25 protein-coding genes and 1 pseudogene are annotated in these 24894 nt (G+C 62.6%); 12 read left to right on the top strand and 14 right to left on the bottom strand.

Going from position 1 to position 24894, the window contains the following annotated elements; translation table 11 throughout:
* Positions 1-35 precede the first annotated feature (35 nt).
* Both HB676_RS02975 and HB676_RS02970 read left to right on the top strand, forming a co-directional pair.
* The gene (locus HB676_RS02975; RefSeq protein WP_213736185.1) at positions 36-776 is read left to right on the top strand and encodes a TlyA family rRNA (cytidine-2'-O)-methyltransferase; all 741 of its coding nucleotides are present in this window, start codon (positions 36-38) and stop codon (positions 774-776) included.
* Entirely contained in the window at positions 769-2034 is a 1266-nt protein-coding gene (locus tag HB676_RS02970) for a methyltransferase (protein ID WP_213736184.1), read from the top strand. Before HB676_RS02975 ends, HB676_RS02970 begins: the two co-directional genes overlap by 8 nt.
* Positions 2035-2171: 137 nt before the next feature.
* Here HB676_RS02970 and HB676_RS02965 read toward each other — a convergent pair whose 3' ends face one another.
* Positions 2172-3038 carry a DUF1194 domain-containing protein gene (locus HB676_RS02965; protein WP_213736183.1) on the bottom strand — a complete coding sequence of 289 codons (867 nt, stop codon included), beginning with the start codon at positions 3036-3038 and terminating at the stop codon, positions 2172-2174.
* Positions 3039-3319: 281 nt separating this feature from the next.
* Here HB676_RS02965 and HB676_RS02960 point away from each other — a divergent pair, with 281 nt between their 5' ends.
* Both HB676_RS02960 and clpS read left to right on the top strand, forming a co-directional pair.
* Positions 3320-4201 carry a c-type cytochrome gene (locus HB676_RS02960; protein WP_213736182.1) on the top strand — a complete coding sequence of 294 codons (882 nt, stop codon included), beginning with the start codon at positions 3320-3322 and terminating at the stop codon, positions 4199-4201.
* Positions 4202-4377: 176 nt separating this feature from the next.
* A complete protein-coding gene (gene clpS, locus HB676_RS02955) occupies positions 4378-4683 on the top strand; it encodes an ATP-dependent Clp protease adapter ClpS (protein WP_213736181.1) in 306 nt (101 codons plus the stop codon).
* Positions 4684-4692: 9 nt separating this feature from the next.
* On the opposite strand, the gene HB676_RS02950 is transcribed toward clpS, so the two are convergent.
* Positions 4693-5880, bottom strand: a complete 1188-nt coding sequence (locus tag HB676_RS02950; RefSeq protein ID WP_213736180.1) for an adenylate/guanylate cyclase domain-containing protein — start codon at positions 5878-5880, stop codon at positions 4693-4695.
* A gap of 128 nt (positions 5881-6008) precedes the next feature.
* On the opposite strand from HB676_RS02950, the gene HB676_RS34025 reads away from it, so the two are divergent.
* Positions 6009-6236 carry a DUF433 domain-containing protein gene (locus HB676_RS34025; protein ID WP_346347245.1) on the top strand — a complete coding sequence of 76 codons (228 nt, stop codon included), beginning with the start codon at positions 6009-6011 and terminating at the stop codon, positions 6234-6236.
* Positions 6237-6497: 261 nt separating this feature from the next.
* Here the strand turns inward: HB676_RS34025 and HB676_RS02940 are convergent, their stop codons facing one another.
* The 4 genes from HB676_RS02940 to fabI form a co-directional block, all read right to left on the bottom strand.
* Entirely contained in the window at positions 6498-6860 is a 363-nt protein-coding gene (locus tag HB676_RS02940; RefSeq protein WP_213736178.1) for a hypothetical protein, read from the bottom strand.
* 19 nt (positions 6861-6879) lie between these two features.
* Entirely contained in the window at positions 6880-7968 is a 1089-nt protein-coding gene (aroC, locus tag HB676_RS02935; RefSeq protein ID WP_213736177.1) for a chorismate synthase, read from the bottom strand.
* Positions 7969-8171: 203 nt separating this feature from the next.
* The gene (locus tag HB676_RS02930) at positions 8172-8771 is read right to left on the bottom strand and encodes a histidine phosphatase family protein (RefSeq protein ID WP_213736176.1); all 600 of its coding nucleotides are present in this window, start codon (positions 8769-8771) and stop codon (positions 8172-8174) included.
* A gap of 110 nt (positions 8772-8881) precedes the next feature.
* Positions 8882-9700 (bottom strand): enoyl-ACP reductase FabI, encoded by an 819-nt coding sequence (gene fabI, locus HB676_RS02925; protein WP_213736175.1) that lies wholly within the window; start codon positions 9698-9700, stop codon positions 8882-8884.
* A 235-nt stretch (positions 9701-9935) separates the two neighbouring features.
* Here fabI and HB676_RS02920 point away from each other — a divergent pair, with 235 nt between their 5' ends.
* A complete protein-coding gene (locus HB676_RS02920; protein ID WP_213736174.1) occupies positions 9936-10424 on the top strand; it encodes an RNA polymerase sigma factor in 489 nt (162 codons plus the stop codon).
* Between the two features lie 136 nt (positions 10425-10560).
* Positions 10561-11331, top strand: coding sequence for an anti-sigma factor (locus HB676_RS02915; RefSeq protein ID WP_213736173.1), 771 nt, complete (start codon positions 10561-10563; stop codon positions 11329-11331).
* Positions 11332-11634: 303 nt separating this feature from the next.
* On the opposite strand, the gene HB676_RS02910 is transcribed toward HB676_RS02915, so the two are convergent.
* Both HB676_RS02910 and HB676_RS02905 read right to left on the bottom strand, forming a co-directional pair.
* Positions 11635-12597: a J domain-containing protein gene (locus HB676_RS02910; protein WP_213736172.1), complete on the bottom strand. Its 963-nt coding sequence runs from the start codon at positions 12595-12597 to the stop codon at positions 11635-11637.
* Positions 12598-12720: 123 nt separating this feature from the next.
* On the bottom strand, positions 12721-13134 hold the full coding sequence (locus HB676_RS02905) for an RT0821/Lpp0805 family surface protein (protein ID WP_213736171.1): 414 nt from the start codon (positions 13132-13134) through the stop codon (positions 12721-12723).
* Between the two features lie 123 nt (positions 13135-13257).
* On the opposite strand from HB676_RS02905, the gene pdxH reads away from it, so the two are divergent.
* Together pdxH and HB676_RS02895 are read left to right on the top strand one after the other, a co-directional pair.
* Complete coding sequence (gene pdxH, locus HB676_RS02900) at positions 13258-13899, top strand: pyridoxamine 5'-phosphate oxidase (protein WP_213736170.1); 642 nt, start codon at positions 13258-13260, stop codon at positions 13897-13899.
* A 25-nt stretch (positions 13900-13924) separates the two neighbouring features.
* A complete protein-coding gene (locus tag HB676_RS02895) occupies positions 13925-14674 on the top strand; it encodes an SDR family oxidoreductase (RefSeq protein WP_213736169.1) in 750 nt (249 codons plus the stop codon).
* 184 nt (positions 14675-14858) lie between these two features.
* Here HB676_RS02895 and HB676_RS02890 read toward each other — a convergent pair whose 3' ends face one another.
* Both HB676_RS02890 and HB676_RS02885 read right to left on the bottom strand, forming a co-directional pair.
* Positions 14859-15080, bottom strand: a complete 222-nt coding sequence (locus tag HB676_RS02890; protein WP_213736168.1) for a hypothetical protein — start codon at positions 15078-15080, stop codon at positions 14859-14861.
* Between the two features lie 152 nt (positions 15081-15232).
* Positions 15233-16213: a magnesium transporter CorA family protein gene (locus HB676_RS02885; RefSeq protein WP_213736167.1), complete on the bottom strand. Its 981-nt coding sequence runs from the start codon at positions 16211-16213 to the stop codon at positions 15233-15235.
* Positions 16214-16553: 340 nt separating this feature from the next.
* Here HB676_RS02885 and HB676_RS02880 point away from each other — a divergent pair, with 340 nt between their 5' ends.
* Positions 16554-17243: a L,D-transpeptidase gene (locus tag HB676_RS02880; protein ID WP_213736166.1), complete on the top strand. Its 690-nt coding sequence runs from the start codon at positions 16554-16556 to the stop codon at positions 17241-17243.
* Between the two features lie 84 nt (positions 17244-17327).
* Here the strand turns inward: HB676_RS02880 and HB676_RS02875 are convergent.
* A pseudogene (locus tag HB676_RS02875) lies at positions 17328-18191 on the bottom strand (extensin family protein); the annotation flags it as partial.
* A 273-nt stretch (positions 18192-18464) separates the two neighbouring features.
* Here HB676_RS02875 and HB676_RS02870 point away from each other — a divergent pair.
* Positions 18465-20093 (top strand): fatty-acid--CoA ligase, encoded by a 1629-nt coding sequence (locus HB676_RS02870; RefSeq protein ID WP_213736165.1) that lies wholly within the window; start codon positions 18465-18467, stop codon positions 20091-20093.
* Positions 20094-20358: 265 nt separating this feature from the next.
* Positions 20359-21213, top strand: a complete 855-nt coding sequence (locus tag HB676_RS02865; RefSeq protein WP_213736164.1) for a DUF1499 domain-containing protein — start codon at positions 20359-20361, stop codon at positions 21211-21213.
* Positions 21214-21217: 4 nt separating this feature from the next.
* On the opposite strand, the gene HB676_RS02860 is transcribed toward HB676_RS02865, so the two are convergent.
* The 3 genes from HB676_RS02860 to ribB form a co-directional block, all read right to left on the bottom strand.
* Complete coding sequence (locus tag HB676_RS02860) at positions 21218-22138, bottom strand: MBL fold metallo-hydrolase (RefSeq protein WP_213736163.1); 921 nt, start codon at positions 22136-22138, stop codon at positions 21218-21220.
* Positions 22139-22293: 155 nt separating this feature from the next.
* Positions 22294-23508 carry an acyl-CoA dehydrogenase gene (locus HB676_RS02855; protein ID WP_213736162.1) on the bottom strand — a complete coding sequence of 405 codons (1215 nt, stop codon included), beginning with the start codon at positions 23506-23508 and terminating at the stop codon, positions 22294-22296.
* Positions 23509-23687: 179 nt separating this feature from the next.
* On the bottom strand, positions 23688-24764 hold the full coding sequence (ribB, locus tag HB676_RS02850; protein ID WP_213736161.1) for a 3,4-dihydroxy-2-butanone-4-phosphate synthase: 1077 nt from the start codon (positions 24762-24764) through the stop codon (positions 23688-23690).
* Positions 24765-24894: the final 130 nt, after the last annotated feature.

Genomic DNA, 24894 nt, shown 5'->3' with positions numbered 1-24894 from the left:
CCGCAATCTGCTCTACACGCGTATCGGATTGAACCGTGGCCAATACGCCCCCTCGCAAGCGCGCGGATTTGTTGCTGGTCGAGCGCGGCCTGTTCGAAAGCCGGGCGCGAGCCCAGGCCGCGATCGAGGCCGGCCTCGTCACCGCCAATGACAGACCGGTGGTCAAGCCGTCCGAGGGCGTTCCCGCCGACGCCGTGCTGCAGGCGCAGCCGGCGCATCCCTTTGTGTCGCGCGGCGGCGTCAAGCTGACGGGCGCGCTGGAGCGATACCCGATCGACATCGAGGATCATGTCTGCCTCGATGTCGGCGCATCGACCGGCGGGTTTACCGAAGTGTTGCTGGCCAATGGCGCCAGCATGGTATTCGCTGTCGATGTCGGGCGCGCGCAACTGCACCCCTCGCTGCATGGCCATCCCAAGATCGTCTCCATGGAGGAGACCGATATTCGCGCCTTCGAGGGCAAGCGCCTGCCGATGCGGCCGGATATTGTCGTGATCGACGTCAGTTTCATTTCATTGAAGACTGTGCTGCCCGTGGCCCTGTCGCTCGCCGCCGCGCCGATGTATTTGCTGGCGCTGATCAAACCGCAATTCGAGGCCGCGCGGAAACATTCCAAGCGCGGCATTATCCGCAGCGCTGAGGTGCACCAGGAAGTCTGCGACGACATCGCGGCATTCGCAGCGTCGCTGGGATGCACGGATATCAGCGTGTTTCCATCATCCATCGCGGGCGGGGACGGAAATATCGAATTTTTCATCGGCGCGCGCCGTGGGTGAACGCCTTGTCATCGATCACGTCGGTCATCTCGGCGACGGCATCGCCCATGCCGGCGACCACACCATATATGTGCCCTACACGCTGGGCGGCGAGACCGTCGAAGTGGCGCCCGTGCCCGGCAATCATCCCGACCGCCGCCGGCTCCTCGCCATAGAACACGCCAGCCCCGAGCGGATCGAACCATTCTGTCCGCATTTTGGAAGCTGCGGCGGCTGCGCGATCCAGCATTGGCAGCCCGACCACTACCGCGCGTGGAAACGTGAACTGGTAGTCTCGACGCTCGCTCAGGCAAAAATCGCCTGCGAGGTGCATCCGCTGGTCGATGCCCACGGTTTAGGCCGCCGGCGGATCACGCTGCACGCCCGCCAGGACGCGCGAAAGGACTCGCAAAAGGACTCGCAAGGCGCGCTCAAGGTCGGCTTCGCCGCCGCCAACTCACACGACATCGTGCCCATCGATCGCTGCCCGATCCTCGATCCCGGCCTGAGCGGCGCGCTGGATGCGGCGCGGGCGATCGCCGAGCTGCTGATAGCGATCGGCAAGCCGCTCGATATCCAGATCACGGCCACCGACAACGGCCTCGATGTCGATGTGCGCGGCTCCGGGCCGCTGCCGACCGCCATGATCGCAACACTATCGCGACTGGCCGAGCAACGCGGGCTCGCGCGGCTGACCCGCCATGGCGAGCTGGTGCTGATGCGAACCCCGCCGACGATCGCGATCGGTACCGCCCGCGTGACGCTGCCGCCGGGTTCATTCCTGCAGGCCACCGTCGCCGGCGAAGAGGCGCTGGCGGCGCTGGTCGCGGAACATTGCAAGCGCGCCAAACATATCGCCGATCTGTTTTGCGGAGTCGGACCGTTTGCGCTGAGACTGGCCGCGAAGTCGCGGGTGTCGGCCTTCGACAGCGATGCCGGCGCGGTCACCGCACTTCAGAAGGCGGCGACCTCGACATCCGGCCTGAAGCCGATCAAGGCCGAGAGCCGCGATCTGTTCCGGCGTCCGTTGGTGCCGCAGGAATTACGCGACTACGACGCCGTCGTATTCGACCCGCCGCGCCAGGGCGCGCAGGCGCAGGCCCAGCAACTCGCCGCCAGCAAAATCCCCGTGGTGGTCGCGGTGTCCTGCAACGTCGCGACCTTCGCCCGCGATGCGCGGATCCTGATCGACGGCGGCTACACCATCGAAGGCGTGACGCCGGTCGACCAGTTCCGCCATACGCCGCATGTCGAGCTGGTGGCGCGGTTCAGGAAGTGACATCCTTATCCTGGGGAGCCGCGCAAGCGGCGTCGTGAAGGATGGCTACAATCCCATGGTTCGAGACGGCGCGGAGTTTATCGTCGGACCGCGCCTTGCGCGGACCCGTTGGCGCCTCCTCACCATGAGGGTTTGCGTTACCTTCCCCAGCGGTCCTGCCAGATCTTCTCGCCGATCAAACACGACACCCGCGGCTCTCTCTCGACCACGGACTTCTCGGCGACCGGGACAACCGGGCGTTCCGGCGTGCGGCCGGCGACTTCGAGCAGCAGCTTGGTGCGGATCGCTTCCTTGAATTTGTCGCGGTCCTTGATCGACACCACGAAAGAACCCGGACCGCCGATCACGCAATCCTCGTAGTAAAAATCGAGGTTCTCGATATCCATGGTCGAATAGGACGGCTCCTTCACCATGATCGGCAGACCGTTGATGGTGATCCCCTTCGACAGCGCGATGTCGCGCGCGCCGGTCACCGGCGAACCGTTGTTGTTGGGACCGTCGCCGGAGATATCGATGACGCGCCGCAGCCCGCGATACGGATTCTCGTCGAACAGCGGCATCGCAAAATAGATCGCGCCCGAGATCGAGGTACGGGAGGCGCGGCGGATCGGGGTTTTCAGGATTTCCTCGGCAACCGCATCGGCGGTTTCCGGACCATCGATCACCCGCCAGGGGATGATGATCTTCTGATCGCTCGAGGCGGCCCATTCGAAATAGGTCACCGAAATCTTGCCGTTCGGCAGGGCCTTGAGCGCCTGCAGAAATTCCTTGGAAACGATCGCCTGCGCGTAGCCTTCGCGCTGGATCGCAAGTTCGTCCATATCCATCGAATAGGAGACATCGACGGCCAGAACGAGTTCGACATCGACCAACGGCGCGTCGTCTTTCGCGGCCGATTGATGGCTGAGCCGGCTTTGCGGATTTGGCGCCGCAATGCCCGCGACGTCACCTCCGGCGAGCGCTCCCGCGACAAGCACCGCTCCGATCGAGACATACCAGCGCATAGCGGCCCTCCCGTCGTGTGACGCGATGTTGACACGCAAAGCGGATTTCGAAAAGCGGGAACATCATGTGACGTTCACATTCGAGTTAGAAACAGACCTGCGAGTTGAAGCAAACCTTGGAGTTAGAAGCGGGCTTGCGAGTTAGAGGGTTAGCCGCGATGCCGCCTAAATCCCGTTTTGCGCGAGATTTAATCAGCCGCCCCCCATGGCCGATCTTCCGCAAAGAATTTTGCGGCAACGGGATTCTCGTGCGATACAGCCCGCCTCAACAGGGGGGCATCATGTTTCGGATCTGCATCGTGGGCTGCGTATGGCTGCTTGGCGCTTTCAGCGGCGCTGCGTTTAACAGAGCTTTGGCTGAAACTCCGGCACAGCGCGGCGATTATTTGGTCAACACCATCATGGCTTGCGGCAATTGCCACTCGCCCCGCGACGCGACCGGCAAGATGATCGCCGAAAAGGCATTTTCCGGTGGGCTGACGTTCGACACGCCGGCCTTTGTCGCCACCGCGCCGAACATTACCCAGGATAAGGAAACCGGAATCGGAAGCTGGAGCGATGCCGAGATCAAGCGCGCGCTGGTCGAGGGCATCCGCCCCGACCATGGCCACTTCGCCGGTGTAGCGCTGGCGGCGATCATGCCGGCCAATTTCTACAAGGCGCTGACGCCGGAAGACCTCACTGCCGTCGTCGCCTACCTGCGCACCGTCAAGCCGATCCGAAACGAAGTCACCGACCCCGTCTACAAGGCCCCGGTGCGTCGCGACCCCTACCCCGCCGCCGAGGCCGGCTTCACCAAGGCGATGTTCGCTGAGCCTGTCGGGCGCGGCGCCTATCTGGTCACCATCGGCCATTGCATGGAGTGCCACACCGCGTGGTCGCGCGGCGTCTCGGATTTCAAAGGCGGGCTCGGCCGTGGCGGCCGGGTGTTCCCGGCTCCCGACGGAACGCCGGGTGCGACCGCGGCCAACATCACGTCGGACCCGAAGGCCGGCATCGGCGCCTGGAGCGATGCGGAAGTCGGCAACGCCATCACCCATGGTGTCTCCCGCGATGGCCACGCGCTCAAGCCGCCGATGGCGTATAAATATTATGCCGCGCTGAAGGTAACCGATCTGGCCGATATCATCGCCTATCTGCGCACGGTGCCGCCGCTGCAATGAAGCCATCGCGAAACGGATGGTTCCGCAGCGGGTTCGGAGGATGTATTTTATATTCTCCGTCATTCCGGGATGGTCCGAAGGACCAGACCCGGAATCTCGAGATTCCGGGCTCGATGCTTCGCATCGCCCCGGAATGACGGATCAACGGTCGCTGCACGTCAGGAGGTGCCCCGCGAATGATCGACGCTGTCACCAAGCCGCGCACCAAGGTACGGCCCAAAACCGAACGGCCGCGCCTGCACAAGGTCATCCTGGTCAACGACGACTTCACGCCCCGCGAATTCGTCGTCACCGTGCTGAAGGCGGAATTCCGCATGACCGAGGACCAGGCCCACAAGGTCATGATCACCGCGCACCAGCGCGGTGTCTGCGTGGTCGCGGTCTTCACCAAGGACGTTGCCGAGACCAAAGCGACGCGCGCCACCGACGCCGGCCGGGCCAAAGGCTACCCGCTACTGTTCACCACCGAGCCGGAAGAATAAGCACTCGGATCACGCCGGGACTGCGACCTCGTCCAGCAATCCGTAAACGCGCTCGGCCTTTGAGAATCCCGCGATCGGAAATTCGCCGAGATCGTCCCAGCCGTCATCGCAGGCGCGCATGAAGGCGGTTGACGCCACCACCGTGCGATGGAGCCGGCCCGCGATCTTTTCCAGCCGTGCCGCCAGATTGACCGCGGGTCCGATGCAGGTGAAGTCCAGACGGCTACCACCGCCGATATTGCCGTACAGAACTTTTCCGACATGCAGCGCGACCCCGAAACGAAAGCGCTCGATGGTTTCGCCGACCGGAAAGTGCATGGCTTCGACGCTGGCGCGGGACTCGCGCGCGGCGGCCAGAACGTGGGTGCAAACATCCTCCGTATCGCCGGGCTGCTCGGCGATCGGAAACACCGCAAGCAATCCGTCGCCCATGAATTTCAGAACTTCCCCGCCACGCGCCGCGATCGCGGCCACCTGGCAATCGAAGTAATTGTTGAGGATGTCGACCACGGTCTCGGCCGGCAGCCGGTCCGACAGCGCGGTAAAACCGCGCAGATCCGACAGCCAGATCGCCGCATGCATGGTTTCGGCGTGGCCTCGCCTGATCTGGCCGCCGAGAATCCGCTCGCCGGCGCGGTTGCCGACATAGGTATCGAGCAGAACCGAGGCGGTGCGTTGCAGACGGGTGACCTCGATCAGCCGGGCCAGCGGCGATATCAACGAACGAAGACCGGACAATTGGTCATCGGTGAAGCCGCCTGGCTGCTTGGTGGTCCAGCTCGACGCGTGAACCGACCCGTCGCTCTGGATCATCGGCAGCGCGATATAATCGGTCACCCCTTCTTCGCGCATGTCATCGAGAAAGGGAAAGCGCTTGCTTTCCGGATCGTCGATGCGGCATCTGACCTCCCGGCCCTCGCCGAATACGATGGCCAGCGGGCTGTTCAGATATTCCGGTGAATCCAGCACCTCGAAACTCGTGGTGCCCATGGTGACTTCGGCATCGGGCCGCCAGATAAAATTGCGGCCGATGATATCGGGATGCAGGGTCCGGACGAAGATGCCGACACGCCAGAGCGGCAAGCCTGCCTGGACCAGGCTCTCGCATAGATGTGACACCATCTGGGCCGACCCGGATGTGGAGCGGGCGCCGTCGATCAGCCAGTCTCTCAATTTGTGCAATTCGAGGGCGTTCATCAGGAGCATATTTGCGGCGCAAGTTACGGGAAGGTCAAGGCGGAGATACCAGCGAAATTACGATTCAATTGCCGAATGTCCCAAGACAGTTTTGTTACAAATGCGCACTGCCCGCACCCGGCTGACAAATGTGCTACTGTTGGAGCATGGTATTGCCGCTACCAGACCTTTTGAAAAGAATAACGATCGACGCTGACCGTATGCATGGCCGTCCATGCGTTCGCGGGATGCGCGTTACGGTCGCAGATATTCTTGGCTTGATGTCGGCGGGCCAATCGCGAGAGAGCATTCTTCAGGAATACCTTTATCTCGAGGATGCTGATCTAGAAGCCGTTCTGGCCTTTCGAACGCAATGAAGAGCTTAGCGATCGAGCGCGCCGGCATGAAGAGAATTACAAAAAAGAAAGCTGATGCCATCGGATCGTCCTTCGATAGCTTCCTCAAGCAAGATGGTGACGGCACGCGCGGTCAAACGCGTCCTTGCCCGGCAATTCGACGACCTGATGAGCGAGAAGCCCGTAGGGCGGATTAGCCGAAGGCGTAATCCGCCACGTGGTGGGCGTAACGGCGGATTACGCTAGCGCTAATCCGCCCTACTCTGCTACACGCCGCCAATTCTATTGCTTCGGATATTGGCCGGCTTTGTACAGGCCGGCCGCTTCGGCTTTCATGTTGCGGTAGCAAGTCGCCGCGGCGGCCTGCATGATCGGGGCGGTCGCGGCGGTGTTGCCCGAGCGGATGTCGGTGACGGTCAGCTTTTCCGCCAGCGCATTCGCATAGCAGCGGCAGTTACCCTCAAACAGCGAGTCCGGAATATCCCGTGTCTCTTTGTTGTTGGGCTTGGTCTGCATGCAGCTTTTGGCCGTGCTTTTGATGAAGTCTTCGCGCGCGGAACCGGTCAGGTATTGCGCGTAGCTTTGCGTGCCAGCGCAAACCGCCACCGCGAAGATCATTGTCAAACCAGCCAGAGCCCGCTTCATGCCATGCGCCTTCTGACTTCTATCCGCCCACCTGCCCGCGATGGCGCAGGAAATGATCCGCCAGCACGCAGGCCATCATGGCTTCGCCGACCGGCACCGCGCGGATGCCGACGCAGGGATCGTGGCGGCCTTTAGTGAGGATGTCGGTGTCGGCGCCCTTGCGATCCACGGTGCGGCGTGGGGAGAGGATCGACGATGTCGGCTTCACCGCAAAGCGCGCCACCACCGGCTGCCCGGTGGAGATGCCGCCGAGAATGCCGCCGGCATGATTGGAGAGGAAACTGACGCCCTGGTTGCCCATCCGCATTTCGTCGGCGTTCTCTTCGCCGGACAATTCAGCCGCGCCGAATCCCGCTCCGATCTCGACGCCCTTGACCGCGTTGATGCTCATCAAGGCCGCGGCCAGTTCGCCGTCGAGCTTGGCATAGATCGGCGCGCCCAGTCCGGCCGGTACGCCTTCGGCGACAATCTCGATCACCGCGCCGATCGACGATCCTTTCTTTCGGATGCCGTCGAGATAGGTTTCAAAAAACGCGGCCTTGTCCTTGTCGGGACAGAAGAAGGGATTGCGCAGAGTCTCGTCCCAGTCCCATTTGTCGCGGTCGATCTTGTGCGGCCCCATCTGCACCAGCGCGCCGCGCACATTCACCCCGGGCACGATCTTGCGCGCAATGGCGCCGGCGGCGACGCGCGAGGCGGTCTCGCGCGCGGAAGAACGGCCGCCGCCGCGATAATCGCGCAGACCATATTTGGCCTCATAGGTGAAATCGGCATGGCCCGGACGAAACTTGTCCTTGATGTCGGAGTAGTCCTTGGAGCGCTGATCGGTGTTCTCGATCAACAGCGCAATCGGCGTTCCCGTCGTCACCTGCTCGCCGGTTTCCGGATGCGCCATCACGCCGGACAAGATCTTTACGGCGTCGGCTTCCTGACGCTGGGTGGTGAAGCGCGATTGGCCGGGACGGCGGCGGTCGAGATCGTGCTGGATGTCTTCATTGGTCAGCGGCAGCAGCGGCGGACAGCCATCGACCACGCAGCCGATCGCAATCCCGTGGCTCTCGCCAAAGGTCGTGACCCGGAACATGTGGCCGAAGGTGTTGAAGGACATGGTGTGGGCTCGATCGCCGAATGTAAGTCAATTCCGACTTGTCGTAACGCGCCCCGGAAGAGGGGTCAAATGATCCACTCTCGTCATGGCCGGGCTTGTCCCGGCCATCCACGCCTTGCTTGTGGCTCGTCCATAAGGAAGACGTGGATGCCCGGCACAAGGCCGGGCATGACGGCGGATGGAGTACGCGCCACTATCTGCGGTTAACTATACTTCTGCAGCGCGCCGTCGCTGAACACATACACCGCGCCCTGCTCGATCGTCAGTTCGGCGGCGCTGTCGGGGGTTTCAACACCCAGCGTCACCATCAGCGCCCGCGCGGTGCCGCCATGGGCCACCGCGACCGTGTCGGTCGTAAGCTGCGCGTACCAGTCGCTCATCCGGGCCTGCACCGCCGCATAACTTTCGCCGTCCGGCGGCGGGACGCTCCATCGGTCGCTCTGGCGCGCGGCAAAGATTTCGGGATCGGACGCCTGCATCTGGGTCAGCGTCGAGCCTTCCCAGCGGCCATAGCCGATTTCGCGCAGCCGGTCGTCGACCGCATATTCACTCGCCGGCAATTTCAGTACGCCGCGCACCAGTTCCATCGTCGAACGGGCGCGGCCGAGTGGACTTGCCACGAATGCCAGCGACGCTTCGCTGCGCCCATCGCGCTCAAACAGGCCGGTCAGAATTGAGCCTGCGGCCGCGGCCTGCTTGCGGCCGAGATCGTTGAGCGGAATATCCTGCGAGCCCTGGAACCGGCCTTGCGCATTCCATTCGGTTTCACCGTGGCGAATATAATAGATGGTCGGCGCGGACATCAAAAACTCTTCTAAACGACGTCATTGCGAGCAAAGCGAAGCAATCCATGCTGCAACAAAGAAAGAATGGATTGCTTCGTCGCTGCGCTCCTCGCAATGACGGAAACCATTCAATCTTTCGCCAGCGAGATATCCGGCGCGTCCGGGCGTTTCATGCCGACGACATGGTAGCCGGAATCGACGTGATGCACCTCGCCGGTGACACCGCGCGACATGTCCGAGAGCAGATACAGCGCGCTGTCGCCGACTTCCTCGGTGGTCACGGTGCGGCGCAGCGGTGTGTTGTATTCATTCCATTTCAGGATGTAGCGGAAGTCGCCGATGCCGGACGCCGCCAATGTCTTGATCGGCCCGGCCGAGATCGCGTTGACGCGGATGTTCTTCTCGCCGAGATCGGCCGCGAGATAGCGCACGCTCGCCTCGAGCGCGGCTTTTGCAACGCCCATCACATTGTAATGCGGCATCCATTTTTCGGCGCCGTAATAGGTCAGCGTCACGATCGAGCCGCCATCGGTCAAAAGCTTTTCGGCGCGCTGTGCGATCGCGGTCAGCGAGTAGCAGCTTATCATCATGGTCTTGGAGAAATTATCCGCCGTGGTTTCGAGATAGCGACCGTCGAGTTGATCCTTGTCGGAGAACGCGATCGCATGCACCACGAAATCGATCTTGCCCCATTTTTCCCTGAGCACGTCGAATACCGCATCGATGGTGGCGGAATCCGTGACGTCGCAATGCCCGAGCAGCAGACCGCCGACTTCCTGGGCCAGCGGCTCGACCCGCTTTTTCAGCGCGTCGCCCTGCCAGGTCAGTGCGATTTCCGCGCCCGCCGCGTGACAGGCCTTGGCGATGCCCCAGGCGATCGAACGGTTGTTGGCGACGCCGAGGATCACCCCGCGTTTGCCCTGCATCAGACCTGAATTTTGCGCCATCCGCTGTTCCAATCGATTTGCGCTGGTATGCCACATTCAACGCTCAACGCCCACCGCCGGTCTGGAGGTACACCAGCCCCCGCGGCCGGTACAGCCCCAATCAGAACCCCGGTTCAGGCTGTTTGCGCCGGAAACCTTAACAGCCGGAATAGCAGCGCCGTGCCGGTGTTAGTTGTGTGAGATGTCAAGGTAGCCGATAGTGAACACCGTCCGGATGATTCAGGATCGAGCTGCAATGACCGCGTTTCGAGAGAGTGTTGAAGCCATGATTCCGGCCCTGCGCCGGTACGCGCGTGCACTCACGCGCGACGCCGACGTCGCCGACGATCTGGTGCAGGACACGCTGGTACGAGCGTTGCGTTCGGAGCGATTGTTTCTCGGTGGAGACGTTCGAAGCTGGCTCTACACGATCCTGACCAACCTCAACAAGAACCGGCGGCGATCGCTGGCGCGGCGGCCGCAATTCATGCCGCTGCTCGACAACAATCCGGACGCCAGCGGCACCGAAGCCGAAGGCCGCGATATTTCCCGCGCCTTGGCAACCCTGGCAGAAGAGCAGCGCGCGGTGCTGCTTTTGGTGATGCTGGAAGGATTGAGCTACCGCGAGGTCGCCGACATCCAGGCGGTGCCGATCGGCACCGTGATGTCACGTCTCGCGCGCGCCCGCGCTCACGTCAAGGCTTCACTCGAGGGCGAGCGCCCGGTGTTGCGGCAGGTGAAATGATGACCGGCATAATAGCAAGCGATATGGCGCATATGAATTTCGGGGAAGCGATAACAAGGCGACGGTTTTTTCTCCTCTCACCTGCAAGGCCTGAGGGGGAGAACACCGGAATGATTTCGACCGAGAGACAAAGACAATGACCGAGCCCATGATTCCCGTCACCGAAGACGAGCTGCATGCCTATGTCGACAATGAATTGCCGGCGGAACGCCGCGGCGATGTCGAGGCTTGGCTGGCGACGCATCCCGAAGACACGGCGCGGGTGCAATCATGGCGCGCGATGTCGGACGCGCTGCATGCGCGGTATGACTCCGTCGCTGACGAGGCGGTGCCAAAGCGGCTTGAGCTCGAACGGCTGGTGCAGCGGCCGCGCTCGTGGATCTATGGCGCGATCGCCGCGACGCTGGTGGCCTTTATCTGCGGTGGCGCCTCCGGCTGGCTGGCGCGCGGCGTGGCGGCGTCGCCGTCGCCGTTCCAGAACCTGACGCTGGATGCACTGGATGCGCATCGGCTGTATGTGGTCGAAGTGCGCCATCCGGTCGAGGTGCCCGGCGACGAGCGCGCGCATCTGCAGGTATGGCTGACCAAGCGCTGCGGCTGGGACGTCCGTGCCCCCGAACTGGACGCGACCGGGCTGAAGCTGGTTGGCGGGCGGCTGTTGCCCGGCCCGACCGGCCCCGCCTCGTTCCTGATGTATGAGAACGCCTCGGGCGAACGCTTCACGCTCTACACCTCGCGCTCCGAAACCGGCACCGCGCAGATGCGCTATACTGCTGCCGACAACTCAGGGGCGATGTACTGGTCCGAAGGCGGGGTCGGCTACGTGCTGAGCGGTCCGGTCGACAAGGATCGGCTCAATCAGGTCGCCAGGCTGGTCTATGACCAGACCGAGAAGAGCGGCGGCTGAACAGCCACGGATAAGGGCACACCGCTCGGTGTCCCAATTCCGACATCAAGAATCTGGAATCAAGACATCGGCGCGTCTCAAAATCGCACCGGGTGATCACGCGAAACTGCGGCGCGTTCGATCCGCCGATCGACGCGAGCAGCCTCGATCGAGGTTTTACCGCGCTGGTCCCCCGGTCGAGGCTGCACCCCTTCGGATCGCACCGCCATGCGATCCTCAACTCATCTAGCCCAAAACCCACTCAAAACGCTTCTGTTTGACGCGTTTTCTTGACGCGAACCGGTCCCATTTCGCTCGAAAACGCTATAGATTGCTGCGCGGATTATAGGGATGTCCGTCGCGCCACTTCTCCATCAACGCCTCCAGTTCGGCATCGTTCCCGTCCGGAAGCATGATCCGGGTGGTGACGAACAGGTCGCCGGTGCCGGCGGCCTTCGGCAGGCCTTTTCCCTTGAGACGGAAGGTCCGGCCGCTTGAGGTATTTTTGGGGATCGACAGTTCGACCGCGCTGCCGAGCGTCGGCACGCGAACCTTGCCGCCGAGCACCGCTTCATAGAGCGTGATCGGCAGATCGACCCGCAGGTCGCTGCCGTCGACCTTGAAAAAGGCGTGCGGCGCGATGCTGACCGTGATCAGGAGATCGCCAGGCTTGTGGCCCGCCGCGGTCTCGCCCTGCCCTTTCAGGCGGATCTGCTGGCCGGCGGTGACGCCGGCAGGAATCTTGACGTTGAGCTCTTTGCCGTTCGGCAGGCGAACACGCTTTTCCCCGCCTTTGACCGCCTCTTCCAGCGACACCGTCATGGCGACGCTGAGATCGAGATCGAGCGCGATCGAACCGGGGTCGAATTCAAAGCCGCCGCCCGGGCCAGGCCGGGCGCCTCGCGCCGCCGCGCCGCCGAACATGCTGTTGAGAATGTCCTCGAAACCGCCGCCGCCGCCAAAGCCGCCCGCACCGCCGCCGGTCCGGAAGGTCTGGCTCTCGAAGCCGCCGCGACCGGCGCCGCGCGCGCGCGGGTCGCCGCCGGGAAAGCCCTGAAAACGGGGCTTGCCCTCGGCGTCGATTTCGCCGCGGTCGAACTGCTTGCGCTTGTCGTCGTCGCCGATGATCTCGTTGGCCGAGTTCAGCTCGGAAAAGCGCTCCGCGGATTTCGGATCGTTCTTGTTGGCGTCGGGGTGATGCTTCTTGGCAAGCTTGCGATAGGCACTCTTGATCGCCGCAGCACTGGCGCCCCGCGGCACCCCCAAGACCTCATAGGGGTCGCGCATCCGTCTCGTCTCCTTCAGGGAAATCTGATCTTAAACGTGTGATCTTAAGTTTGGGCCTGATGGCCCGCTTCGGTTTTCATCTGGGGTGTTCGTGGCATTTTTGCAACGGGTCCCAGTGTAGTTCTAACCCTGTCTCCAGGGTTTCAAAGTATGAATTTCCCACCGGCCCTGGCTGGACTGGCAGGCGGCGCCCTGCAGCCAGCTTTCCGACCGGCCATTGACGTAACTCGCCAGAAAATCCCGGCAGGTCCGTCCTTCCGACGCATAGGCCTTGGCGAGCGGCGTCACCGAGCCCCGCGCGCCGGTTTCAGGATTTTCCCAGGGCTGGCTGGAATCCTTGTCGCCCTTGGTCAGTACGTCGGAAGCGGCGTTACGCGCAAAGGCCAGATCGGTCTCGGTCGGCGTCGCCACCACGGCGCTGACCGGGGTCGGGCTGATCGAGCCGGTCACATCGCTGTCGCCCATTTTGGCGAAGGCGCCCTCGGTGCGGGACATGCTGCAGCCGCCGGAGGAGACGCCAATTAGAATCAATGTCATCACCGCGCCGGTCGGCCCGATCGCCGATAGGCCAACGCGCCCCCATGCCCTATATAGGTTGAGCCTATATAGGGGCTGCAACACGCTCTGGGCCACGGGCGGGCGCAACTCGGAACTCCCTGGATGACGGACACGACCTCCATCAAACACCCGACACCCTTAACATCCGGTGATTTCACCGCCGCCGAGGAGCCATTTGCGCTGTTCAGCGACTGGTTCGCCGAGGCGGTGAAGGCTGAACCCAACGACCCCAACGCGATGTCGCTGGCATCCGTCGATGCCGACGGCCTGCCGGACGTGCGAATGGTGCTGATGAAGGGTTTTGACGCCCAGGGCTTCGTTTTCTACAGCCATATCGCGAGCCAGAAGGGGCGCGAACTTGCCGCCAATCCCAAGGCGGGCTTGCTGTTTCACTGGAAATCGCTGCGCCGGCAGGTGCGAATCCGCGGCAATGTGTCACCAGTGAGCGAGGCGGAGGCGGACGCCTATTTCGCGACCCGCCCGAAACAAGCCCAGATCGGCGCCTGGGCCAGCCAGCAATCGCAACCGCTGGAAAGCCGTTTTGCCTTCGAACAGGCGATCGCGAAATTCGCCGCCAAATACCTTATCGGCGACGTGCCGCGGCCATCGGGATGGAGCGGCTGGCGCATCGCCCCGCTGCGGTTCGAATTCTGGCACGACCGCCCGTTCCGCCTGCACGACCGCATCGAATTCCGCCGCGCGGCGGCGGATCAGCCATGGTCCAAAACGCGGCTATATCCGTAATGACCCGAGCAAGGACGTCCCTCCCATGAATACCGCCAATACGCCACGGCGCACTTTGCTTCTGACCGGCGCCAGCCGCGGCATCGGCCATGCGACCGTGATCCGCTTTTCCAGCGCCGGCTGGCGTGTCCTCACCTGTTCGCGGCATCCGTTCCCGGAACAGTGCCCGTGGGGCGCCGGACCCGAGGATCACATCCAGGTCGACCTTGCCGACCACGCCGACACCACGCGGGCGATTTCCGAAATTCGCGAGCGGCTGGAAGGCGGCGAGCTGCATGCGCTGGTCAACAACGCCGCGATTTCGCCAAAGGCGGCCGGCGGCGGACGGCTCGGCTCGGTCGATACCGATATCGACACCTGGAGCCATGTGTTCCGGGTCAATTTCTTCGCGCCGATCATGATGGCGCGCGGGCTGATCGAGGAATTGAAAGCCGCCAAGGGCTCGGTGGTCAACGTCACCTCGATCGCGGGTTCGCGCGTGCATCCGTTCGCGGGTGCGGCCTATGCGACCTCGAAGGCGGCGCTGGCGTCTTTGACCCGCGAGATGGCGTCGGATTTCGGCCGCATCGGCGTGCGCGTCAACTCGATCGCACCGGGCGAGATCGACACCTCGATCCTGTCGCCGGGCACCGAGAAGATCGTCGACCAGCAGATCCCGCTGCATCGCCTCGGCACCCCGGACGAAGTCGCCAAGATCATCTATGTGCTGTGCACCGAGACCAGTTCGTATGTGAACGGCGCCGAGATCCACATCAACGGCGGCCAGCACGTGTAGGGGTCAGAGCACCCCAATCGTCATTGCGAGCGCAGCGAAGCAATCCATAGCTCAGCAAAAGCAGAATGGATTGCTTCGTCGCTACGCTCCTCGCAATGACGACGAACGCTGTGGCCATCCTTCGAGACGCCATGCTCCGCATGGCTCCTCAGGATGAGGGCGGGAAGTGCGGTGACACTCTCCATCAATCCGCGCGAAACTTTCGCGGGCCGCTGCGCAGATCGCGCGCCTCGATATTGAAGGCGCTCGAGCATTCGTCCTCGCTCTCGCCTTCCGATAGCGCCGCGCCGCAATGCCGACAGGTCCGCGCCGACACAGCAAGTTCCCTCACTGCAGCGTTGCGGTCCTGTTGATAGCGGGCGAAGTCGATGACGTTGCGCCCTTGCGTTATGAGTTTCTCAACCATTGCTTTCCTCGCGACTTGAAACAGCGTTATCGCAGAAAGCCGTCGCGCAAACGTTCAGCGCAACGCTCAAATTTTAGCAGACAAATTGAGGCAGCGGCCGCGCGAAGCGGAACTGCTTTCTTAACCTTTGCCGTGCGGCTAAATGGCTTGTCCTAAAGCCACTTTTTCCACTTGAAGATGAAGTAAGGAAGAATTGCGGCGAACAGCATCATCAAAACCGCCAGGGGATAGCCATGTTCCCATTCGAGTTCCGGCATGACCTTGAAATTCATGCCGTAGATCGAGGCGATCAGGGTCGGCGGCATCAACACCACCGCCATCACCGAAAACAGCTTGATGATATTGTTCTGCTCGAGGTTGACGACGCCGAGCATCGCATCCAGCACGAAAGTGATTTTGTTGGAAAGATAGGAGGCGTGATCGGTCAACGACGACACGTCGCGCTGCATGGTCTTGAGCTGCGCGCGCATCTCCTTCGACCATTTGACGCCTTCGGCCTCGGCGGTGATGAAGGTGACGAGGCGGCCGATCGAAACCAGGCTTTCGCGCACCTTGGAGGTGAGGTCGCCCTTGCGCCCGATCAGGATCAGAATCTCGGAATAGCGTTTGGCGTGGCCGGTGCGCGCAGCCCCCTCGGGTTCGAAGATGGCGTGGCTGACCGTATCGACGTCGGCGCCGGCCCGCTCCAGAATGTCGGCGCAACGATCGATCACCGCGTCGAGCAATTCCATCAGCACGGTCTCGCCATTGGTTCCCGGTGCGGCGCCCCGTGCCAGCTTGTTCTCCACCAGCGTGAACGGCGCCGGAAGGTCGTAGCGCACCGTCACCAGGCGATGACCGGACAGGATGAACGTCACCGGCGTGATCCGCGGCGATTGAGTGTCGGCCGCGCACATCAGGCTGGCGGTCATGTAGCGCGCGCCGTTCTCGATATAGAGTCGGCTGGAAATCTCGATTTCCTGCATGTCCTCGCGGGTCGGAACCGCGATGCCGGCGAGGCCTTCCACCGCGTGGTCCTCCTCCGGGCTCGGCTTGACCATATCGATCCAGACAGCGCTTTCCGGTAACGCCTTGAGATCGACCGAGACAGCCTTTTTCAGCGAGGAGTCGGAGGGGATGAACACCGAAAACATGAAGGGACTCCGAAACTGGACGGGTGACAATCACCCAAGGGACTTAGCTCGATTCTGGCAAGCGCTTCATGACGCGGGCGTGAACGGCTGGCGATTTGCGGCAGCCCGATGGCCACAGGGTGGCGGCCATTCGGCGACCTCGGCTCTCCTGCCCAAAAATGGGACGGAACACCATAGAGTTGCGACAAAAAAGACACAGCCAGCGTCCCGCGTCGCGGGAGAACCCATCTAAACGCGCTGGAATTATTGCCAATTTCGGCGAGACTGATATTAATGGAATCGTCGCGTGTAAGGCGCAATAGGGGCGCCGCAGACGCAGCACTTCAACCGGAAGTACATCATGTCGTCGCTGAAATTAAAACTGGGCGTTCTGGCTGCCGGCCTGCTGCTCTCGGGCTGCATGGAAACCGCCAACTACGAGGCGACCAACACCGCCAATTTCAAGCCGCGTGACAAGGAATTGCTGGCCAAGATTCGATACGAGAACGTGGCCGTTGCCGAACCCTATCGCCGCGCCATTGTCGATTATCACCGCAAGGAAGCGCCCGGCTCGATCGTGGTCGATTCCGACAATCATTATCTTTATCTCGTGCAGAACGACGGCAAGGCTCTCCGCTACGGCATCACGGTCGGCGAAGAAGCGATGGCCTGGTCCGGCATCGCCAAGGTCGGCAGCATGACCGAGTGGCCGGCTTGGCATCCGACCAAGGGTGAAATCGAGCGTCTCGGCGTTCCCACTTTTGTGGCGCCGGGTCCCGATAATCCGATGGGTTCGCGGGCGCTCTATCTTTATTCGGGCGGCAAGGACACGCTGTTCCGCATTCACGGCACCAACCAGCCGGAATATATCGGTCAATCGATCTCCTCCGGTTGTATCCGGATGACGAACGAGGACGTGATCGACCTGTATAATCGGGTGAAGATGGGCACCATCGTGGTGGTGCTGGAACCGCACCATGGCGACTCGCCATTTGCCCCGAAGGTAGCCTCGCAAACCGACACCAATGTCGGCGGCGGACGGTATCAGTAGCCGCCACGGCTACTCTCGATCTGCGATTTCAAAGCGCCGGTTTACCGGCGCTTTTTATTTTGCCGGTTATCATTCGGACCGTTGTCATCTGCGCTTCTTCGCCGGCGGTTTGCCGGCCGGTGGCTCGGCGCCGGCATCCGGCGCGACCGGATCAACGACAGCGTCCGGTTTCGCGGCGTCGGCTTTGGCCGCTTCGCGCTGCGGGGCTTCGTCCGGACGCGCGACCGGCAGCAGCGGCGGGGTCGCAGGCATCGGATCCCAGACATTCCACTGACAGATTTTGTAGTCGTTATGCCGCGCCATCAAATCGAGATGGATGTGATCCTCGTGATACCAGTCCGAGCCCGGCCCCAGCACGGTTGAAAACCGCGCGCAGACCGAATGCAGCACGCTCTCGCGCAACTCGCGGGACACCGTGCGATCCGTCAGCGAAATCGACCGGCCGTTGGCGAGCTTGAAAGAACGAACGTCGAGCGCATTGGCGCGGCCATGTTCGGACAGCGGCGCGCCGACGACCCGGTTACGGCCGCGGCACTCGAACGAATCGAAATTGTCGAGGTCCGTGACGATGCTGCCGAGATTCGTGGCCAGTTGCGCGACATCGGTGCGAACCCAGTCGGCGATCGCCGACGCCATCGAGCAACGCAGGATCGCCGCGGGCTTGAGCGTGACCCGATGCTTGTCCGGCAGCACCACGGCCTCCAGCCGAACCAGATCGGTGCCGCCGCAGCCGCCGGCGCCGTGGATATCGGGAATGCTGGGAGCGATGGCGATCGCCTCCGATAGCGCCAGCCGGCAGGCCGATGGCTGAGGCCCGGGCGCAGGCACAGGCACAGGCGCTGCCTGCTCGGCCGGTTTGACCGCCTCGGCGGGTGGTTGTTTGCCGTCCACAGGCTCGTCCGCCCCGGCTGCCGGCGCCTCTGCCGGACGCGGCCTCGGCAACGGAACCGGTGTCGCACGCGCGCTCCGGCGCGGCTTCGGCCCGAAGTCCCTGAACAGGGTACCCCAAGGGCTCCCTGATGCGGCGCGTGAAGCGTTGCGCGCGGCTGCGGCGGGTTCGGTTTGCCCATACAGCATCAAGGCCACGACGGTAACCAAGCTCGCTGCGCTGCAGCGCAAGCCGACAGAAGGCCTATTGCGGCGTGTTTTTGGCGCGTTAAAGTTCATGCCAAGCCGCGAAGATTTGCGGCAAGCGATAACACGACCCGGAGGGACTTCCGTATGCGCGGATTGATGCAAGACTGGCCTTTGTTGTGTCACCGGATTATCGAGCATGCCGCATTAATACACGGCACGCGGGAGATCGTGACGCGGTCGGTCGAAGGTCCCATCCACCGCACCAATTACGCTGAAATCCGCGATCGTGCACTGAAAGTCTCGCAACGCCTCGATCGCGACGGCATCAAGCTCGGCGACCGTGTCGCCACCATCGCATGGAACACCTGGCGCCATCTCGAAGCCTGGTACGGCATCATGGGCATCGGCGCGATCTGCCATACCATCAACCCGCGGCTGTTCCCCGACCAGATCGCCTGGATCGTCAATCACGCCGAAGATCGCGTGGTCATGACCGATATCACTTTTGTGCCGATCCTGGAAAAAATCGCCGACAAGCTTCCGAGCGTGGAACGCTACATCGTGCTCACCGACAAGGCGCACATGCCGCAGACCACGCTGAAGAACGCGGTGGCCTATGAAGACTGGATCGCGGAAGCCGACGGCGATTTCAAGTGGAAGACCTTCGACGAGAATACCGCGGCCGCGATGTGCTACACTTCGGGCACCACGGGCGATCCGAAGGGCGTGTTGTATTCGCATCGCTCCAACGTGCTGCACGCACTGATGGCCAATACCGGCGACTCGCTGGGCGCCAATGCCGCCGATACGATGCTGCCGGTGGTGCCGCTGTTCCACGCCAATAGCTGGGGCATCGCGTTCTCCGCGCCCTCGATGGGCACCAAGCTGGTGCTGCCCGGTGCCAAGCTCGACGGCGCATCGGTCTATGAACTCCTGAGCACCGAAAAGGTGACGCATACCGCTGGTGTCCCGACGGTGTGGCTGATGCTGCTCAATCATATGGCCGCCAACAATCTGAAATTGCCGGATCTGCGCATGGTGGTCTGCGGCGGGTCGGCGATGCCGCGCTCGATGATCCAGGCGTTCCTCGATATGGGCGTGAAGGCGCGCCACGCCTGGGGCATGACCGAGATGAGCCCGATCGGCACCCTCGCCGCGCTCAAGCCGCCCTTCGACGAACTCACCGGCGAGGCCCGTCTCGACATCCTGCAGACCCAGGGCTACCCGCCGTTCGGCGTCCAGATGAAGATCACCGACGATGCCGGCAAGGATCTGCCGTGGGACGGCAAGACGTTCGGCCGGTTGAAGGTCTCTGGCCCATCCGTGTCAAAAGCGTATTTCCGTGTCGATGTTAACATTCTCGACGATGACGGCTTTTTCGACACCGGCGATGTCGCGACCATCGACCAGCACGGCTATATGCGGATCACCGATCGCTCCAAGGACGTTATCAAATCCGGCGGCGAATGGATTTCCTCGATCGATCTGGAAAACCTGGCGGTCGGCCATCCCGCGGTCGCCGAAGCTGCCGTGATCGGCATCCATCATCCCAAATGGGACGAGCGGCCGCTGTTGATCGTGCAGCTCAAGCAGGGCCAGAACGCCACGCGCGAGGACATCCTCAAATACATGGATGGCAAGATCGCCAAATGGTGGATGCCGGACGACGTCGCCTTCGTCGAAGGCATCCCGCACACCGCGACCGGAAAGATCCTCAAAACCGCTTTGCGCGACCAGTTCAAGGCCTACAGCTTCCCGAACGCGGCGGCGTAGGACTTCTTCCCTTCTCCCCTTGTGGGAGAAGGTGGCGCGCATAGCGCGCCGGATGAGGGGTCTCTATCCGCGGAGACAGACCCCTCACCCGTCCGCGATGCCAGGGCATCGCGTCCACCCTCTCCCACAAGGGGAGAGGGGAAGAGAGCGCTCCCCGACGGCCAAAATCCCTTGAATTTGCCGCAGGTCCGTGGTCTCAAACGGGCCAGTTTGAGCGCCCTGCGCATTTCGCAGGGCCAGGTTCCAACCCGGCAGAATTGAAGCCATGGCCCGCAGGTTTTCCGCCCCCTACCAGTCGGAGCCGGTGTCGGGTCTTGCGTCCTGGGCCCGCAACTTCGCGGTGTTCTCGGTGGTCGCGGTCGTGATCTCGATCATCATCGTTCGTTTCGGTTTTCTCGAGATGAAGCCGGCGCTGGCGACCTTCTTCGGCGCGCTGGCGCTCGCCGGCCTTTCCATTTTGCTCGGCCTCGCCGCCTTTGTCGCGATCTGGCAAAACGGCTCGCGCGGCATGAGCCGCATCCTGCTGGCGCTCCTGATCGACGCGGTCGTGCTGGCCTATCCCGCCTATCTCGGCCTGCAATATCGCAAACTGCCGGCGATCCACGACATCACCACCGATCCGATCGACCCGCCGCGTTTTGAGGCGCTGGCGCGGCTGCGCGCCAGCGACGGCGCCAACACCGCCGTCTATGCCGGACTATATTCCGCCGAACAGCAGCGGCTCGCCTATCCCGACATCGAAACCGTCGAGCTCGAGGTCCCGGTGCAGCGCGCCTATGAGATCACGCTGCAAATCGTCAACCGGCGCAAATGGCTTGTGATCGACGAACGTCCGCCACAGCCACCGCGCCGGATAGCCCGTATCGAGGCGGTGGCGCGCTCGCCGATCATGGGATTTCGCGAGGACGTATCGATCCGCATCACATCCGATGGCGATGACGATTCCCGCGTCGATATTCGCTCGTCCTCGCGCTATTTCGAGAGCGATCTCGGCAGCAACGCCGCCCGCATCACCAAGCTGATCGACGACATCAACAACGCCGCCGAGAATGCCAACCTCAAGGCGGCGAAGAAACCGCAACTGCCGCCCAAGGCGCCGCCGAAGGTGGTGAAGAAGTGACGGGTCAGCCAACCAGCCGATACGTCCCGCCGATCACCGGATCGCCGTCGGTCGCCACGATCCCGCGTCCCACCAGATCCTCCAGATGCGCCAGCACGGAATAACCCGCAGCGTTCAATAGCCTGGGGTCGATGCCGATATAGATCGCGCGCACGATGGTGGGAATATCCGCCTCGCCCTTCGCCAGACGATGCAGGATCGAGGCCTCGCGCGCCTGACGGTGCCGGATCAGGAAGCGCACATAGCGTGGACCTTCCGGGATTTCCGGACCGTGGCCCGAGAAATACAAATCCTCGTCACGCTGCGCCAACCGATCGAGCGAGGCCATGTAGTCGACCATCGATCCATCCGGCGGCGCCACGATCGAGGTCGACCAGCCCATCACGTGATCGCCGACGAAATTGATCTTCCGCTCCGGCCAGGCGAACGCCAGATGATTGGCGGTATGACCCGGCGTCGCCACCGCTTCGAGCTTCCAGCCGTCGCCTTCGATCATTTCGCCATGGCGCACGGTGACGTCGGGCCGGAAGTCGCGGTCTGCGCCGGATTCCGGATTGTGCTTCTCGCTCTCGAAGCGGGGCCGCGAGGCCCGGTGCGACCCCTCGGCATAGACTGTCGCGCCGGTGGCGGCCTTGATCCGCGCGGTGTTCGGCGAATGGTCGCGGTGGGTGTGGGTGACCAGGATATGCGTCACGGTTTCACCGCGCACCGCATCCAACAAAGCCGCCGCGTGCGCTTCGTCGTTGGGACCGGGATCGATGATTGCGACCTTGCCCTTGCCGACGATGTAACTCAGCGTGCCCGTAAAAGTGAACGGACTCGGATTGTTGCAGAGAATCCGCCGCACGCCCGGCCGGACTTCGTCGACGACACCGGGCTTGAGCGGAAAGTCGCGGTTGAACGGGATGTCGTCGTTATCGGCCATATCTGTCATCCATATCAACGCCGCACTCACCACCGGCCCCTCATGCTGAGGAGGCCCGCAGGGCCGTCTCGAAGCATCGGGCACGATCTGTCGCGCGGCCATCCTTAGAGACGCCCGCAAGATGCGGGCTCCTCAGGATGAGGTCGGAGTGTACTTTACGAAAACGCCTGGATACCGGTGATCGCGCGGCCGAGGATCAAAGCGTGGACGTCGTGAGCGCCTTCGTAGGTGTTGACGGTTTCCAGGTTCGCGGCATGGCGCATCACGTGATATTCGATCTGGATGCCGTTGCCGCCGTGCATGTCGCGCGCCATGCGTGCGATGTCGAGCGCCTTGCCGCAATTGTTGCGCTTGACGATCGAGATCATCTCGGGCGCCATCTTGCCTTCGTCCATCAGGCGGCCGACCCGCAGCGAGCCCTGCAGGCCGAGCGCGATATCGGTCTGCATGTCCGCGAGCTTCTTCTGCACCAGTTGCGTCGCCGCCAGCGGGCGATTGAACTGCTTGCGGTCGAGCGTGTATTGCCGCGCGCGCGCCATGCAATCTTCCGCCGCGCCCATCGCGCCCCAGGAGATGCCGTAGCGGGCGCGGTTGAGGCAGCCGAACGGCCCCTTCAGGCCCGACACGTTGGGCAATAATGCGCTTTCCGGAACTTCCACGCCGTCCATCACGATTTCGCCGGTGACGGATGCGCGTAGCGACAGCTTGCCTTCAATTTTCGGAGCCGACAGGCCCTTCATGCCCTTCTCGAGGATGAAGCCGCGGATCTGGTTGTTATGCTCCGGCGATTTCGCCCACACCACGAAAACGTCGGCGATCGGCGCGTTGGAAATCCACATCTTGGTGCCGGTCAGCCGGTAACCGTCGGAGGTCTTGTCGGCGCGGGTCTTCATGCCGCCGGGATCGGAGCCGGCATCGGGCTCGGTCAGGCCGAAACAGCCAACCCATTCCCCGGTGGCGAGCTTCGGGAGATATTTCTTGCGCTGGTTCTCGTCGCCGTAAGCATAGATCGGGTGCATCACCAGCGACGACTGCACCGAATTCATCGAGCGGTAACCGGAATCGACGCGCTCGATCTCGCGTGCCACGAGGCCATAGGCGACGTAGCTCGCATTGGCGCAGCCATATTCCTCCGGCAGGGTGATGCCGATCAGGCCGAGTTCGCCCATCTCGTTGAAAATCTCGCGGTCGGTCTTTTCCTCGAGATAGGCCTTGGTGATGCGCGGCAGCAACTTGTCCTGCGCATAGGCGCGCGCGGTGTCGCGGATCATGCGCTCGTCTTCGGTCAGTTGCTCGTCGAGCATGAACGGATCATCCCACTGGAAATTCACCGGGGATGGCTTGTCCTTGGACTGAGGGCGAACGCTCATGAAAATCCCTTTCGCGTCATTCTATCGGTTGTGGACCAAATTAAAGCGCCAAAGGCCGAAGCGCAATTGAATTGGACGGTACCTGCTTCTCCGTCATTCCGGGGCGATGCGCAGCATCGAACCCGGAATCTCGAGATTCCGGGTTCGCATCTTCGCATCGCCCCCCGAATGACAAATGTTCAGCCTTCGAACATTTCGTTGGAAACGATCTCGATGCCGAAGCCGGACAATCCCTTGTAGTCATGCGCCGACGAGGTGAGATGACGGATCGAGGTGACGCCGAGATCGCGCAGGATCTGCGCGCCGACGCCGACTTCGCGCCATTGCCGGTTGCGATCGGCCTCGGCGGATTTCTCCTCCGGCAGGGGCGCCACGGGAACGCCGGCGGCGCCGTCGCGCAGGTAAACCAGCACACCGCTGCCGGCCTTCTTGAAATGTTCGAGCACGGCCTGCATGCGCTTCGGCCCGGTGAACATATCCCTGACGATATTGGGCTTGTGAAACCGGGTCAGCACGTTCTTGCCATCGCCAACACCATTATAGACGAACGCGACATGCGCGATCGGGTCGAACGGCGAACGATAGGCGTAGCCCTGCAACGGCCCGATCGGGCTTTCCGTGGTGAAGGTCGAGACCCGCTCGATCAGCTTTTCGCGGCCCTGCCGATAGGCGATCATGTCGGCAATGGTGACATGCTTGAGCTTGTGCGCCTTGGCGAACCGCGCCACCTGCTCGCCCTTCATGACGGTGCCGTCATCGTTCATCAACTCGCTGATCACGCCGATCGGCGGCAGACCGCTCAGCTTGCAGAGATCGACCGCAGCCTCGGTATGGCCGGAACGCAGCAGCACGCCGCCGTCGCGCGCAATCAGGGGAAACACATGACCGGGCCGCGCGAAATCATTGGCGCCGACATTCGGATTGGCCAGCGCGCGGCAGCAGGAAGCGCGCTCGTCGGCCGAAATCCCGGTCCCGCCATCGGGCTTGTAATCGATCGAGACCGTAAAGGCGGTGGTGTGGTTGGATTCGTTGTGCGCCACCATCGGATCGAGCCGCAGCCGGCGCGCGTCTTCGGTGGTGATCGGGGCGCAGACGATGCCGGAGGTATGACGAATAATGAATGCCATCTTGTCGGCGGTGCAGAGCGACGCCGCGACAATCAGATCGCCCTCGCCTTCGCGGTCGTCATCGTCGGTCACGACGACGAGTTCGCCGTTGGCGAAGGCATGCAGAACTTCCTGGATCGGGTCGGCCATTCAAGGGGTCTCACATTGTGCGGGGCGAGCATTAGCCGGGTTAGCAAGCCCGCGCCAGCTTCATTACGCAGGGCAGAACGGCTCCGGCGGCGTGGCGGCGATGGCGACAAACCATGCCAATTTGCATATG

This window comes from Bradyrhizobium sp. dw_411 (genome assembly GCF_018449695.1).
GTDB lineage: Bacteria > Pseudomonadota > Alphaproteobacteria > Rhizobiales > Xanthobacteraceae > Bradyrhizobium.
Note: the sequence above shows the minus strand (reverse complement) of the source record. Positions and strands in the feature narration are given on the sequence as shown.